16 protein-coding genes are annotated in these 12699 nt (G+C 61.6%); 8 read left to right on the top strand and 8 right to left on the bottom strand.

Annotated features, from left to right (window positions below):
* Positions 1 to 7: 7 nt before the first annotated feature.
* The 4 genes from ureE to GM668_RS17440 are packed head-to-tail and all read left to right on the top strand — an operon-like array spanning position 8 to position 2418.
* Entirely contained in the window at positions 8 to 562 is a 555-nt protein-coding gene (gene ureE, locus GM668_RS17455; protein ID WP_155440230.1) for an urease accessory protein UreE, read from the top strand.
* Positions 562 to 1242, top strand: coding sequence for an urease accessory protein UreF (locus GM668_RS17450; RefSeq protein WP_155440357.1), 681 nt, complete (start codon positions 562 to 564; stop codon positions 1240 to 1242). The genes ureE and GM668_RS17450 overlap by 1 nt, the downstream gene beginning before the upstream one ends.
* A 10-nt stretch (positions 1243 to 1252) precedes the next feature.
* Positions 1253 to 1876: an urease accessory protein UreG gene (gene ureG / locus GM668_RS17445; protein ID WP_155440229.1), complete on the top strand. Its 624-nt coding sequence runs from the start codon at positions 1253 to 1255 to the stop codon at positions 1874 to 1876.
* On the top strand, positions 1873 to 2418 hold the full coding sequence (locus GM668_RS17440; protein WP_211923411.1) for a HupE/UreJ family protein: 546 nt from the start codon (positions 1873 to 1875) through the stop codon (positions 2416 to 2418). The genes ureG and GM668_RS17440 overlap by 4 nt, the downstream gene beginning before the upstream one ends.
* Before the next feature lie 39 nt (positions 2419 to 2457).
* Here GM668_RS17440 and GM668_RS17435 read toward each other — a convergent pair whose 3' ends face one another.
* The gene (locus GM668_RS17435) at positions 2458 to 3066 is read right to left on the bottom strand and encodes a 1-acyl-sn-glycerol-3-phosphate acyltransferase (RefSeq protein WP_155440228.1); all 609 of its coding nucleotides are present in this window, start codon (positions 3064 to 3066) and stop codon (positions 2458 to 2460) included.
* Between the two features lie 146 nt (positions 3067 to 3212).
* Here GM668_RS17435 and GM668_RS17430 point away from each other — a divergent pair, with 146 nt between their 5' ends.
* A complete protein-coding gene (locus GM668_RS17430) occupies positions 3213 to 4163 on the top strand; it encodes an MBL fold metallo-hydrolase (protein WP_155440227.1) in 951 nt (316 codons plus the stop codon).
* Between the two features lie 34 nt (positions 4164 to 4197).
* On the opposite strand, the gene GM668_RS17425 is transcribed toward GM668_RS17430, so the two are convergent.
* Both GM668_RS17425 and GM668_RS17420 read right to left on the bottom strand, forming a co-directional pair.
* Positions 4198 to 5253, bottom strand: coding sequence for an alkene reductase (locus GM668_RS17425; RefSeq protein WP_155440226.1), 1056 nt, complete (start codon positions 5251 to 5253; stop codon positions 4198 to 4200).
* A 16-nt stretch (positions 5254 to 5269) separates the two neighbouring features.
* Positions 5270 to 5566: an ArsR/SmtB family transcription factor gene (locus GM668_RS17420; protein WP_308506830.1), complete on the bottom strand. Its 297-nt coding sequence runs from the start codon at positions 5564 to 5566 to the stop codon at positions 5270 to 5272.
* Positions 5567 to 5716: 150 nt separating this feature from the next.
* Here GM668_RS17420 and GM668_RS17415 point away from each other — a divergent pair, with 150 nt between their 5' ends.
* Positions 5717 to 7405, top strand: a complete 1689-nt coding sequence (locus GM668_RS17415) for a DUF4214 domain-containing protein (protein ID WP_155440225.1) — start codon at positions 5717 to 5719, stop codon at positions 7403 to 7405.
* A 32-nt stretch (positions 7406 to 7437) separates the two neighbouring features.
* Here the strand turns inward: GM668_RS17415 and GM668_RS17410 are convergent, their stop codons facing one another.
* Positions 7438 to 7797, bottom strand: a complete 360-nt coding sequence (locus GM668_RS17410; protein ID WP_155440224.1) for a DUF1304 domain-containing protein — start codon at positions 7795 to 7797, stop codon at positions 7438 to 7440.
* Positions 7798 to 7938: 141 nt separating this feature from the next.
* On the opposite strand from GM668_RS17410, the gene sugE reads away from it, so the two are divergent.
* The gene (gene sugE, locus GM668_RS17405; protein ID WP_155440223.1) at positions 7939 to 8253 is read left to right on the top strand and encodes a quaternary ammonium compound efflux SMR transporter SugE; all 315 of its coding nucleotides are present in this window, start codon (positions 7939 to 7941) and stop codon (positions 8251 to 8253) included.
* Positions 8254 to 8261: 8 nt separating this feature from the next.
* On the opposite strand, the gene GM668_RS17400 is transcribed toward sugE, so the two are convergent.
* Both GM668_RS17400 and GM668_RS17395 read right to left on the bottom strand, forming a co-directional pair.
* Positions 8262 to 9023: a substrate-binding periplasmic protein gene (locus tag GM668_RS17400; RefSeq protein ID WP_155440222.1), complete on the bottom strand. Its 762-nt coding sequence runs from the start codon at positions 9021 to 9023 to the stop codon at positions 8262 to 8264.
* 98 nt (positions 9024 to 9121) lie between these two features.
* A complete protein-coding gene (locus GM668_RS17395; protein ID WP_155440221.1) occupies positions 9122 to 10075 on the bottom strand; it encodes a M14 family metallopeptidase in 954 nt (317 codons plus the stop codon).
* A 65-nt stretch (positions 10076 to 10140) separates the two neighbouring features.
* On the opposite strand from GM668_RS17395, the gene GM668_RS17390 reads away from it, so the two are divergent.
* The gene (locus GM668_RS17390) at positions 10141 to 11316 is read left to right on the top strand and encodes an acyltransferase family protein (RefSeq protein WP_155440220.1); all 1176 of its coding nucleotides are present in this window, start codon (positions 10141 to 10143) and stop codon (positions 11314 to 11316) included.
* Here the strand turns inward: GM668_RS17390 and GM668_RS17385 are convergent.
* Together GM668_RS17385 and GM668_RS17380 are read right to left on the bottom strand one after the other, a co-directional pair.
* A complete protein-coding gene (locus GM668_RS17385) occupies positions 11238 to 11717 on the bottom strand; it encodes a hypothetical protein (RefSeq protein WP_308506828.1) in 480 nt (159 codons plus the stop codon). The two genes, GM668_RS17390 and GM668_RS17385, sit on opposite strands and share 79 nt — an antisense overlap.
* A 69-nt stretch (positions 11718 to 11786) precedes the next feature.
* On the bottom strand, positions 11787 to 12671 hold the full coding sequence (locus GM668_RS17380) for a pirin family protein (RefSeq protein WP_211923410.1): 885 nt from the start codon (positions 12669 to 12671) through the stop codon (positions 11787 to 11789).
* Between the last annotated feature and the right edge of the window lie 28 nt (positions 12672 to 12699).

Here is a 12699-nt window from a genome sequence, read left to right as displayed (position 1 = left end):
AGCTGGCATGATTATTTTGCATACCCGCATTACCGGTACGGTGCAGCCCTTTGCGCAACTGGTGCTGCCTTATGAATTGCGCGAAAAGTGCCGCTTGCGCGCCGTGCTGTCCAATGGCGACGAAGCGGCGGTCTATACGGCGCGCGGCACGGTGCTGCGCGATGGCGATTTGCTGACGGGGGAAGATAAAAACATGGTCGTGCAAGTGGTGGCGGCGTGCGAGCCCGTCTACAAAGTCACCTGCGCCGATGCGCACACGCTGCTGCGCTGCGCTTTTCATCTGGGGAACCGCCATACGCAGGCGCAGGTGGGCGACGGCTTTTTGCGCATCCGCGCCGACGCCGTGCTGAAAGACATGCTGCTGGGACTGGGCGCGGCCGTGGTGGAAGAAAGCGCGGCGTTTGAGCCGGAAGCAGGCGCCTATGGCGGCGGCCACCACCACGGGCATGACCACGGCCACCCGCTGGCGCCTATTCCCGCGCGCCAGAAAATCCACCGGCCATCCGATGTGGCGGGAACCCATGCTGAGCCAGAAAACATGGCAGCCGGAGCCCAGTGCTGATGCAGGCCGCAGCGTTACTGAGCCTGCTGCAATTCGCCAGCCCCGCGTTGCCGATCGGCGCATACAGCTATTCGCAAGGACTGGAAGCTGCGATGGAAGCCGGCCTTGTGCATGATGCCGCCACGGCGCGCGCATGGATCGCATGCCAGCTGCATGACGTGGTGGTGCAATGGGACGCCCCTGTGTGCTGGCGCCTGATGCATGCATTTGAGCGCCGCGACAGTGGCGCCGTCGCGGCATGGAGCGAGCGCTATCTGGCTTCGCGCGACACGGCGGAATTGCGCGCCGAGAGTTTGCAAATGGGGTATTCGCTGGCGCGGCTGGTGGCGGAACTGGGTATTGCGGATGACGCGATCGCCGCCATGCTGCCGCCCGATGCAGCCACCACGCTGCCGGTCGCGTATGCGTGCGCCGTGGCGGCGCTGGCCATCCCGCCGGAGGAAGCGCTGCTGGCCATGCTGTTTGCATGGGCGGAAAACCAGGTGCTGGTCTGTGTGAAATCCATCCCGCTGGGGCAGGTGGCGGGGCAGCGCCTGCTGTTGTCGCTGCGTGGTGACATCGAAGCGGCAGCACGATACGCGCAGCAAGTGGACGATGGCGGCATGGGCAATTGGGCGCCCGCGCTGTCGCTGCTGTCGATGCGCCATGAAACGCAATTCGGCCGGCTGTACCGGTCTTGAAAGGAAAAATATGATGACATCCAACCCCCTGCGCGTCGGAATCGGCGGCCCGGTCGGCTCCGGCAAGACAGCGCTGTGTGAAATGCTGTGCAAGGGCATGCGCGACCACTACGACATGGCCGTGATCACCAACGATATCTATACGCGCGAAGACATGGAAATCCTGCTGCGCGCCAATGCACTGCCTCCCGAGCGGCTGATGGGCGTGGAAACCGGCGGCTGTCCGCATACGGCGATCCGCGAAGACGCCTCCATCAACCTGGAAGCCATCGCGCGCATGCAGGCGGATTTCCCGGACCTGGATTTGATCCTCGTGGAGTCGGGCGGCGACAACCTGGCGGCCACGTTCAGCCCGGAATTGTCGGACTTGACGATTTATGTGATCGACGTGGCGGGCGGCGAAAAAATCCCCCGCAAGGGCGGTCCCGGCATTACGCGTTCCGACCTGCTGATCATCAATAAAACCGACCTGGCGCCCTACGTGGGCGCCAACCTGGACATCATGGCGCAAGACGCCAGGCGCCAGCGGGGTGAACGGCCGTTCCTGTTCACGAATTTGCGCAGCGGAGAAGGGGTGCCGGCTGTGATTGATTTCATACGCAAGCAAGGCTTGCTGGATAAGGAGGAGCAATGATGAAAACGCCGTCGAAAACCTTGCTGGCGCTGCTGCTGGTGTCGTGCACCGGGCCGGCGCTGGCGCACCCGGGCGCGCACGAACATGTGCTCGCTGCAGGTTTCCTGCATCCGTTGACGGGCCTCGACCATTTGCTGGCACTGCTTGCAGCCGGTGTGTGGAGTGCGCGCCAGCCCCGCGGCGGGCGTTTGCTGCCCGTGTTTTTGCTGGCAATGCTGGCAGGGGCTGTTGCGGGAATGGCGGGACTGGCGATGCCGGGACTGGAAACCGGCATGGCTGCCACCGTGGTGGCGGCGGGCTTGCTGGTGATGGCGTCCCTGCGGCTGCCTGCCGGGGCGGGGATGGCGCTGTTCGCTGCCTTTGCCACGCTGCACGGCAATGCGCACGGGCTGGAATTGCCGCTGGCCAGCGCGGTGGGCTATCTGGCAGGCAGCGCGCTGCTGCTGGCGGCCGGGCGGGCTATTGGCGCACGTGCATCTGCCACTGTCGTGCGCTGCGCCGGCGCCGGGGTGGCCCTGGCCGGGATGTTGTTGCTGGGTTAAGTTGAGGATGCCCGGCCTGAAGGCCCGGCACGCTTGAACTTAATGAGGTTTTTTGTCGGCAAACACGATGGGCGCCGCATCTTCCGGATGCAAGCCCTGGTGGCCATGGAAACCCGCCCGGATGGCGGCCAGGTCGGTTTCCTGGTCGCCCGTCAAAAACACATGGTCGCGTACGCCCAGCGTTTTGTTCGGGTAATCAATGTAGACCAGGCACAGCGGCACCTTGGCTTCCAGCGCCAAATGGTAAAAACCGCTTTTCCAGTGCGGGCGGTAGCCGCGCGTGCCTTCCGGTGTAATGCCGACCCAATACCAGTCGGCCGCGTTCATGCGGGCGGCCTGGCGCTGGATCATGCCGGTCTTGGCGCTGCGGTCGACCGGATCGCCGCCCATGGCGATAAACCAGCGCCCCAGTACGGGAATCTTGAACAGCGAATCCTTGGCCAGCCAGCGGAACGGCAAATTCAGCGCCCATTTCCCCAGGATGCCGATGACAAAATCCCAATTCGACGTGTGCGGATAAATGACGCAGATACCACGCGGGCCGGGCAGCGGACGGTACAGCATGCGCCAGCCAAACAGGGTCAGCACGCGCAGCGCCAGGCGTTGTCCGGCGCCGGGCAGGTCGGCTGGTTTTACGACGTCTTGCATGATGTACTCCACAAAAAAATGCGCCCGGGATTCTATCGTTGCCACCAAGCTACGGCAAGCGATGTGTCGCGGATGTCGTGTTTCTGCAAGTTTCTTGTTTTTCAGCTACCTTAGCGATTCAGATAACATTTATTGAGGGACACACAATGTTGAAAAGCTTGACGAAGACCTGCGTTGCGATTGCTGCCGCCGTTGCCTGCACCGCGGCTTCCGCTGCCGCGCCGATGGTCAAGGCCCAGGGTCCAGGCTATTACCGGATGATGCTGGGCGATTTCGAAGTCACGGTATTGAATGATGGCACGGTCGAATTGCCGGTTGATAAGATTTTGCACCAGCCTGCGGCAAAAACCCAGAAAGCGCTGGAAAAATCCTTTGCCAAAGCGCCGCTGGAAACGTCCGTCAATGGTTTCCTGATCAATACCGGCAGCAAGCTGGTGCTGATTGATACGGGCGCGGCGAATTTGTTTGGCCCGACATTGGGCAACCTGGCGGCCAGCCTGAAAGCATCCGGCTACCAGCCTGAGCAGGTTGACGAAGTGTATATCACGCACATGCACGGCGACCACGTGGGCGGCCTGGCCAATAATGGCAAAGCCGTGTTCCCGAATGCTGTCGTGCGGGCCGACAAGCACGACGCGGATTTCTGGCTCAGCAAAGTCAACATGGAAAAAGCGCCCGCGGACATGAAGGGATTCTTCCAGGGCGCGATGGTGTCGATCAATCCATACAGCGATGCGGGCAAGCTGGTGCCGTTTGAAGGCGATACGGACCTGGCGCCGGGCATCAAGGCCGTCAGCAGCCACGGCCACACGCCGGGCCACACGTCGTACCTGGTGGAAAGCAAAGGACAGAAGTTGCTGCTGATTGGCGACTTGATGCACGTGCAAGCCGTGCAGTTTGACGACCCGTCCGTGACGATCCAGTTTGACTCGGATCCCAAGGCTGCGCTGGCGCAGCGCCTGGCGGCATTTTCAACGGCGGCCAAGCAGGGTTACCTGATAGGCGCGGCGCACTTGCAATTCCCGGGCCTGGGGCACCTGCGGGCGCAGGGCAAGGGCTACACGTTTGTGCCGGTGAATTACACCATCCCGCGTTAATAAAAATGGCGGCCGGTGACGGCCGCCATGGTGTTTAAGCCAGCGCCGGGTAATCCGTGTACCCTTCCGCCGTGCCCGCATAGAACGTTTCAGGCTTGGCCGCATTCAGCGGCGCATCTTCGCGCAGGCGGCGCGGCAAATCCGGGTTGGCAATAAACGCTTTGCCCCATGCCACGGCATCGGCTTCACCGGCAGCAAGGATGCGCTGCGCCGATTCCTTGTCCATCTTTTCATTGGCGATATAAACGCCGCCGAATTCCTTCTTGATCAGCGGACCCAGGCTGTCTTCACCCACGGCTTCGCGGGCGCAGATAAACGCGATGCCGCGCTTGCCCAGTTCGCGCGCCACATAGCCAAACGTTTGTGCCGGGTTCGAATCGCTCATGTCGTGCGCATCGCCACGCGGCGCCAGGTGCACGCCCACGCGGCCGGCGCCCCACACGCTGATTGCCGCATCGGTGACTTCCAGCAGCAAACGGGCGCGGTTTTCAACCGGGCCGCCATACGCGTCGGTACGCTTGTTGGTGCCGTCTTGCAGGAACTGGTCCAGCAGGTAGCCATTGGCGCCGTGGATTTCCACGCCGTCAAAGCCGGCCAGCTTCGCGTTTTCCGCACCTTTGCGGTAGGCCGCCACGATGCCCGGAATTTCTTCCAGTTCCAGCGCGCGCGGTACAGGGTAGGGGCGCTGCGGGCGCAGCAGGCTGACGTGGCCGTTTGCAGCAATGGCGCTTGGCGCCACCGGGGCTGCGCCATTCAGGAAACTCGGATCGGAAATGCGGCCCACGTGCCACAGTTGCAGGAAAATCTTGCCGCCGGCCGCATGCACGGCATCCGTGACAATTTTCCAGCCCGCCACCTGCTCGTCGGACCAGATGCCCGGCGTATCGGCATAGCCGACGCCTTGCGGCGACACGGCCGTTGCTTCCGACAGGATCAGGCCGGCCGAGGCGCGCTGCACATAGTATTCCGCCATCAGTGCATTCGGCACGCGGTCGCCGCCGACTGCGCGGGAACGGGTCAGCGGCGCCATGATGACGCGGTTGCTCAGGGTCAGGTCGCCGATTTTCAGGGGTTCAAACAGGTTTGCCATCGCAGTAGTCCTTAGTCTAGATTTCGTCATGTATTTGCTCGATGAACGCCTGGATCACTTCGTCGTTGCGTTTAAAAAAATTCCACTGTCCGACCCGCTGCACCGTCACCAGTCCCGCCTTTTGCAACGTGGCGAGGTGGGCCGAGACAGTCGACTGCGACAAGCCGGTGCGCTGGTCAATCAGGCTGGCACACACGCCAAAGGTCAGCGGGTGGGCCTGATCGGCAAAATATGCATCCGGCTGTTTCAGCCAGGCAAGAATCTGGCGCCGGACCGGGTTGGCCAGCGCCTTGTGGATGGCATCGATATCCATGTTCATGTTGGTGTTCATCGAAAACTTCCGATGTCAATATCGTTAAAGTCCGATACGGACATCGACATACTACGATATATTCGAAAAATCTGCAGGGACCCGTTCAAAAGGCGCATACTTTTGTTTAAGCAATACGAATAAGAGGTCATCATGTGGAATGTCGCCATCAAGTATGACGATCCTCAAAATTTCCTTGCCGACAAGAGCCTGTTCAGTGGGGCGATCCAGTCCGTGGTCGATTACCTGAACACTTTCATTGCAGGCTCTGCCACGCTGGACCTCACCGTCCAGGTATCGCAAACTTCCACAGGGCGTTTTGCCGGCGGCGGAGAAGTGTATACCGAATCGTCCGCTGGTGGGCTGAACTATGTGATTGCCACGGCCGCGCGGGAACTGGCCGGCGGGCCCAACAAAAATGCCGGATCGTCGGATTTGACGATTTATGTCGATCCCACCAGTTCCTATTTCCAGTCGCTGTCGTTTGACACCAACCCCTACCTGGCGCCCCGCAAGGTGCCCGCCGGCCAGACCGACGGGCAAACCGTGCTGCTGCATGAAATCATGCATGGGCTGGGCATCACGTCGTACCGCAATTACTCGACGGGCGTATTCAGCGGCAATACCCGCACCTTGCTGGACAAATACACGGTGCAATCCGGCGCCAGCTACCTGCTGGCGGCGCCCACGTTTGCACAATATGGCGTGCAGCCGGTCGAGGTCACCAGTACGTCGGTGTCGCAAAACTATGCGCACCTGGCCAACCTCAACAATGTCACCAATGGCTATGTCGATGACTTGATGAATGGCTTGTATTTTTACCTGGGCAACCGGTATTACATGGGCCAGCTGGATCTGATGCTGTTGCGCGACCTGGGCTACAGCGTGACGATTCCGGAAACCCTGCCGCTGTCGTATTCGTCGCTGACGGGCAGGGGGCAGGTGACGCCGACGGCCACTACGCCCGGTGCGGCGGCGCTGGCCGGCAATCTCGTGACGGTATCCGGCACCGCGGCGCCCGGTGCGTTGACCAGTGTGCTGGAACATAACAAGGTGCTCGGTTCCACGACAGCGGGCGCGGACGGGCATTGGACGCTGACAGTCGTGACCGACCCGTCGCAGGCATCGAGCGCCGTGGTGGCGCGCGATGGCAGCCACGCGATGGATTCCGCCCTGCTGGCGCTGGGTCGCGGCAGCGGTGCGCTGCATTTGTATGCGTCGGATCTTTACACCGCGGTGCAGGGCGGGGGCGGCAATGACGTGGTGACGCCCGGCGAGCGCACCGTGCGCATCGATGGCGGCGGTGGTACCGATACCGTGGAATACAGTGGTGTGCACAGCGCGTATGGCGTGACGGTGGCGGGCAATGCCATCAGCGTGACAGATGCGCTGGGGACGGACGTGCTGACCAGCGTGGAGCGCTTGAAATTTTCCGATGTGTCAGTGGCGTTCGACACGGCGGCCGGCGTGGCCGGGCAGGCTTACCGGATTTACCAGGCCGCGTTTGACCGCTTGCCTGACCTGGCCGGTGTCGGTTACTGGATAGCGGTCATGGACCAGGGCGCCACATTGCGTGAAGTGGCGGCCGGCTTTGTCCAGTCCACGGAATTCCAGGCCCGCTATGGCAGCCACCCCACCAATGCGGAACTGGTGACGCACTTTTATGAAAACGTGCTGCACCGGGCGCCGGAGCAGAGCGGCTACCAGTATTGGCTGAACGTGCTCGACAACAATCAAGCCACGGCAGCGGAAGTGCTGGCGTACTTTGCTGACAGTCCGGAAAACGTGGCGGCCGTGGCGGCGGTGATCGGCAATGGCTACGAATATGTTCCCTATTCGTAGGACGGGTCACGCGTGGCGGATTTGACTTGGCGTCAGGCTAACAATACCAGCGCGAGGCCCGCCACTGCCGGCGCCGTCTGCACGAACAAGATGCGCGTCGACACGGTTGCCGCACCCCACATGCCGGCCACCGCCACGCAGCACAAGCCAAACACATTGAATGCCCGCGCCACTGCCGCATCCGGATACAACAAGCCCAGCGCCAGCGCCGCCACGAGGAACCCGTTGTAGCAGCCCTGGTTCGACATGGCTGCCTGTACAATTTCCGCCTTTTCCGCCGACAGGCCAAAGACGCGCCGCCCGCGCGTGCGGAACAGCACGGTTTCCAGCAGCACGATATACACGTGGATCAACAGCACGGCGGCAGTGACTATCTTGGCAGCGAGCAGCATGGCAGTCTTCCTTTACAGATGAATAATCAACAAATGATATACTTTTAGGGATTGCCCGCGGGGACGGCCTCGCACGATTAGAGGGTTTCTACTGGTAACCCAGGGGTAACGATGCGGGGACGGCCCTGCCAGGAGAGGGACATGGCTTGGATGTGGCTTTTTATTGCCGGTTTGCTGGAAGTGGGCTGGGCAGTCGGCCTCAAATACACGGAAGGATTTACCAGGCTGGCGCCGTCGGCACTGACGGTGGCGTCGATGGCGGGCAGCGTCGGCTTGCTGGGTGTGGCGCTGAAAGATTTGCCGCTGGGGACGGCCTATGCAGTGTGGACCGGCATCGGCACCATCGGCACGGCGCTGTTCGGCATCTTCGTGCTGGGCGAACCGTCCGGCGCACTGCGCCTCGCGTGCATCGCGCTGATCACGTGCGGTATCCTGGGATTGAAGCTGGCGCATTAAATAACCGGCTAAAGCACCGACGTCCACCGCTCATAAATGCGGTTCAACTCGCCGTTCTTTTGTAATTTTTGCAGCGCCTGCTGCATCAGCTGCGCGGCTTGCGCATCGGCTTTCTTGCTGATCCAGAAATAAATTGGTTCTTCCTTCAGCACGGCAGGCAAGATGCGCACTTTATCCTGCATGCGCTGTTCGCGGATCAGCCAGACCAGGGTCATTTCGTTTAAATAGATAAACCGCCCGTGGCCGCCGACCACCTTGCGCAAGTTGGTAACATTGTCGCCCGTGCTGTCATCGACTTCCAGCCCAAGCTGGCGCAACTGCTCCGTATACGCGGCGCCGCGCGATGTCGTGATCAACGGTTTTAATTTAACCAGGTCATCGACGGTCTCGACGGTGACTTTGTCGGTGGCAGCTGCCGCCAGTTTGTGTTTGACCGTGTACAGCTTGACGGATTGATGGGCGATCTTGCGGCGCCGGTCGGAATCGAGCAGTGCGCACGCGGCCAGCACCGTGCCGCTTTCCAAGCCTTGCTCGATCACTGGGACCGACCGGAAATCGTCATGGCCAATAAATCTTAGCCGGGGTTCGACTTTTTCCATGGCGGCCAGGATATCGGGACAGATGCCTTCCAGGCCGCCGTTATCCTTGATGATCCACTTGGGCGGAATGCTTTCCTGGCCCATGGTGCGGACGACAACCGTTTGAGCCTGGGCCGTGATGGCCAGGATCAGCATGAGAAAACCAGCGAGCGGCGGCAGCGGTAGGGGCATGAGTTGTTCTCCTGCAAGCAATTGTAGCGTTGCGGGATGGCTGCCGCCAGCTTTTAAATGACATGGCGTGCCGGGCCTGCCGGCCGGGCATTCCCCTGTCAGAACGCGCCGTTTGGCTTCGCCAGGTAGAACCACTCGGCATTGGGTTTGGCATTCACGTCCGGGAACAGCACGTAGCCGTCAAAACCTGCCGTGACTGGCGTACCGTCAGCGCGGCGGCCGATTTCATCGCCTTTGGCGACTTTGTCGAAACTGGACCACACTTTGACGAACTGGTCATCCGGATGTAACCGGTCGTGCACTTCCACCATCGACAGGTATTCCGTATCGGTGACCACCTGTGGCGCCGGCGCATCGATCAAGCCCAGGTGCGCCAGCGTATTCATGATGGCGCGGTACGCCACGTCCGGCGCCTGCGGATCGGCGTGCTGGCCGCACTCCAGCGTCAATGCGTAGCCGCCGGTGGAGCGCATGAATTCCGTCGTGCCGACGCCGTAGCGCAGCACGGTTTCCACCTGGGAGTCATCACGCAGGCGGCGCTGCACACCGGCGCCATAAGTCGCCATCCAGCCATCGACAAAGCGGCGCACGCCCAGGATGCGGGCCATCGCGCGTTCCTGTTCTTCGTGCTGGAATGGCTGCAGCGTGCCGTCATTGTTGCGCGGGCCGACCATGACGAATGGCTGGCTTTGTGCGTTGAACGAATGCAAGTCCAGCAGCACGTCATGCTGGGCTAGCAGCGGGCACAGCCAGTTGGCGATGCGGTCTTCAAAATCTTGCGGGTTTTCGTTCGGGAACAGGTTGCGGTTCAGGTTGCGGTCGCCCGAGCGCTGGTTTTTCAGGTAAGCCAGCGGGTTCGTGATGGGCACGAACGTGACGCTGCCGCCTGCGATGCGCAGCGCGCCGCTGTCGAGCTGTTCCATCACTTTGAGGATGCCTTTGGTGCCGCACGTTTCATTGCCGTGCACGGCGCCCAGCACGATGAGTTTCGGGCCTTTGCCCTGGCCGGTATAATTGACAGATTTGAATTGCAGTTCGCTGGCGGCAGTCATGGTTTCTCCAAAAGAATGGGCGCTATTCTAACGGGGAAGGCGCTGCCGCGCTGGCGTCCACCCCGATGAAACCTATATCGCTACCTCACCGCATCCATGGGCTGGACACGCTGCGCGCGCTGGCCATCGTGCTGGTGTTTGCCAACCACCACCTGCTGTTTGTCAGCAAGGCGTCGCCCTTTGGCTGGCTTGGTGACATCGGCTGGATCGGCGTCGACTTGTTCTTTGGCTTGTCCGGCTACCTGATCGGCAACCAGATTTTTGCCGCGATGCGCTCGGAACAGGGCTTTTCTCTCCCCGTGTTCTATGCGCGCCGCTTCCTGCGCACGCTGCCGAATTTTTACGTGGTGCTGGCGCTGTATGCGCTGTGGCCCTGGTTCCGCAACGGTTTATCGATGCCGCCGCTGTGGGAATTCGTCACGTTCACGCAAAACATCCACCTGACGCCGGGGACGGCGTTTTCCCATGCGTGGTCGCTGTGCGTGGAAGAGCAATTCTATGTGCTGCTGCCGGCCGTGGCGCTGCTGGTGGGGCTGGCGATCCGGCCGCTGGCGCTGGCCTGGCCGGCGATTGCCGCCGCCCTGGTGGCCGGAGCGTTCATCCGCTCATCGCTGTGGACGCAGGACATGGCGCAGCAGGGCGGTTATGCGTTTTATACGCAGATTTATTACGCGTCGTGGTGCCGCTTCGATGAACTGGTGGCCGGCGTTGCGCTGGCATTGATCAAGAATTACCACGGCCGCTGGTGGACGCGGCTGGCGTCGCACGGCAATGCGGCGTTTGCCGTGGGCGCGGGCTTGTTGATAGTCGCTGGCCGGATGTTTTATGAAGACCATTTCGCGTATGGCGTGACGGTGCTGGGCTATCCGCTGCTGGCGCTGGCCGTGTTCCTGCTGCTGGTGGCGGCGCTGAGTCCCGGCTCGCTGCTGGCGCGCACCCGCATTCCGGGCGCGCAATCGCTGGCGCTGTGGTCATATGCGATTTACCTGCTGCACAAGCAGCTGTGCATCTTGCTGAAACCGGCATTGCAAGACATCGGGCTGGCGCCGCAGTCGCCGGCATCGACTGCCGTGATGGCGGCAGTCAGCCTGGCGGCAGGCTGGCTGTTGTATGCGGCGGTGGAAACGCCGTTCATGAAGTTGCGCGAACGGTGGTTCCCGGGTTACGGCCGCATTTCGATGACATCGAACGGCGCCTGCGTATCGTCGGCCAGGAACGCCAGCAGCGCATTGACGCGGTAAGGCGCTTCTTCGTCCCGCGTGCTGTCGATGGCGTGGCGCAGGCCGGGCATGCATTCCATCGTGTGCGGGCTTTGGTACGCCTTGATCAACAGGGCCGCCAGCGGCGCCGCATCGTTGCGGTGGTTGTGGCGCAGGCGCGTTTCAATCACGCCCAGCAAGGCGCGCTGCATGCGCGGTGTCGGGTTCGTGATGTGGGCAAATACCAGCGGCGTGTTGGCAATCGCGTCGCAGATGCGGCGCTCCACTTCATCGGGTTTGACGTCGGACGCAATGTCAAAATACGCGCCCACCCAGCGCGTGCGCGCATAGGCGTGCCCAGGCGGGAACGAATCGGCTGTCTCGAAGCCGCAAATCCGGCTCAGGTGCTTGAGCCAATCCATCAGTGCATTCATGCCACGCATTGTAATGGATCGCCTGAAAAAAAGAGCGGCCCTGGGGGCGTTGCCGTCCCCAGAGACCGATGGTAAAGGTTAAGCGTGCGCTTCTTCGCCCAAGAGGCCGGCGCGGAAGTCTTCCACGGCCTGCATCAATTCAGCCTGCGTGTTCATGACAAACGGGCCGTATTGGGCGATCGGTTCATTCAGCGGCTGCCCTGCCAGCAAAATAAAGCGCGCGTCTTCCGATGCGTGCAACTGTACGCCATCGCTGTCGGCACTGTTTTCAAAGATCGCCATGCGGCCGCTGGCAACCGGCTTGCCGTCGATGTCCACGGCGCCGCGGTACACAAAAATAAAAGCATTGTGTCCGGCCGGAATGCGCTGGCTGAACGCGGCCCCCGCAGGCAGCGCGACATCGACGTACACCGGTTCCGTCACGGCGCGCTGCACGGCGCCCTGCACGCCATGGCTGCTGCCGGCAATGACGCGCACGCTGGCGCCGTCCGCAGTCGTGAACGATGGCACTTGTTCCGCCGTGAAGTCGCGGTACCACGGCTTGCACAGTTTGTCTTTCGCGGGCAGGTTCAGCCACAACTGAAAGCCTTCCATGCGGCCGTGTTCCTGTTCCGGCATTTCCGAGTGAATCACGCCACGGCCCGCCGTCATCCATTGCACACCGCCATTGGCCAGCAAGCCTTCATTGCCGGCGCTGTCGCGGTGGCGCATGCGGCCTTCCAGCATGTAGGTCACGGTTTCAAAGCCGCGGTGCGGATGGTCGGGGAAGCCGGCAATGTAGTCATTGGCGGCGTCGCTGCCGAAGTTATCCAGCATCAGGAACGGATCGAGGCGGCGCTGCAGCGTGTTGGTCAGCACGCGGTTGATCTTGACGCCGGCGCCGTCCATCACGGACTGGCCCTGGATAATGCGCTCGACAGTGCGAGGGGTGCGGACAGTTTCAGTGCTTACGGTACTCATCATCAAGCTCCTTTATCTGGATAACGTTATC

Origin of the sequence: Pseudoduganella ginsengisoli (genome assembly GCF_009720865.1) — a bacterium.
GTDB lineage: Bacteria > Pseudomonadota > Gammaproteobacteria > Burkholderiales > Burkholderiaceae_D > Rugamonas > Rugamonas ginsengisoli.
This window is presented reverse-complemented; position numbering and strand designations above follow the sequence as displayed.

Coding starts and splice junctions, on each gene's coding strand:
- GM668_RS17395 (WP_155440221.1), bottom strand. CDS start 10,075: ATGACTGCCGCCAGCGAACTGCAATTCAAATCTGTCAATTATACCGGC.
- GM668_RS17385 (WP_308506828.1), bottom strand. CDS start 11,717: ATGCGTGGCATGAATGCACTGATGGATTGGCTCAAGCACCTGAGCCGG.
- GM668_RS17380 (WP_211923410.1), bottom strand. CDS start 12,671: ATGATGAGTACCGTAAGCACTGAAACTGTCCGCACCCCTCGCACTGTC.
- GM668_RS17440 (WP_211923411.1), top strand. CDS start 1,873: ATGATGAAAACGCCGTCGAAAACCTTGCTGGCGCTGCTGCTGGTGTCG.
- GM668_RS17415 (WP_155440225.1), top strand. CDS start 5,717: ATGTGGAATGTCGCCATCAAGTATGACGATCCTCAAAATTTCCTTGCC.
- sugE (WP_155440223.1), top strand. CDS start 7,939: ATGGCTTGGATGTGGCTTTTTATTGCCGGTTTGCTGGAAGTGGGCTGG.
- ureG (WP_155440229.1), top strand. CDS start 1,253: ATGATGACATCCAACCCCCTGCGCGTCGGAATCGGCGGCCCGGTCGGC.
- GM668_RS17425 (WP_155440226.1), bottom strand. CDS start 5,253: ATGGCAAACCTGTTTGAACCCCTGAAAATCGGCGACCTGACCCTGAGC.
- GM668_RS17450 (WP_155440357.1), top strand. CDS start 562: ATGCAGGCCGCAGCGTTACTGAGCCTGCTGCAATTCGCCAGCCCCGCG.
- ureE (WP_155440230.1), top strand. CDS start 8: ATGATTATTTTGCATACCCGCATTACCGGTACGGTGCAGCCCTTTGCG.
- GM668_RS17400 (WP_155440222.1), bottom strand. CDS start 9,023: ATGCCCCTACCGCTGCCGCCGCTCGCTGGTTTTCTCATGCTGATCCTG.
- GM668_RS17390 (WP_155440220.1), top strand. CDS start 10,141: ATGAAACCTATATCGCTACCTCACCGCATCCATGGGCTGGACACGCTG.
- GM668_RS17430 (WP_155440227.1), top strand. CDS start 3,213: ATGTTGAAAAGCTTGACGAAGACCTGCGTTGCGATTGCTGCCGCCGTT.
- GM668_RS17435 (WP_155440228.1), bottom strand. CDS start 3,066: ATGCAAGACGTCGTAAAACCAGCCGACCTGCCCGGCGCCGGACAACGC.
- GM668_RS17410 (WP_155440224.1), bottom strand. CDS start 7,797: ATGCTGCTCGCTGCCAAGATAGTCACTGCCGCCGTGCTGTTGATCCAC.
- GM668_RS17420 (WP_308506830.1), bottom strand. CDS start 5,566: ATGGATATCGATGCCATCCACAAGGCGCTGGCCAACCCGGTCCGGCGC.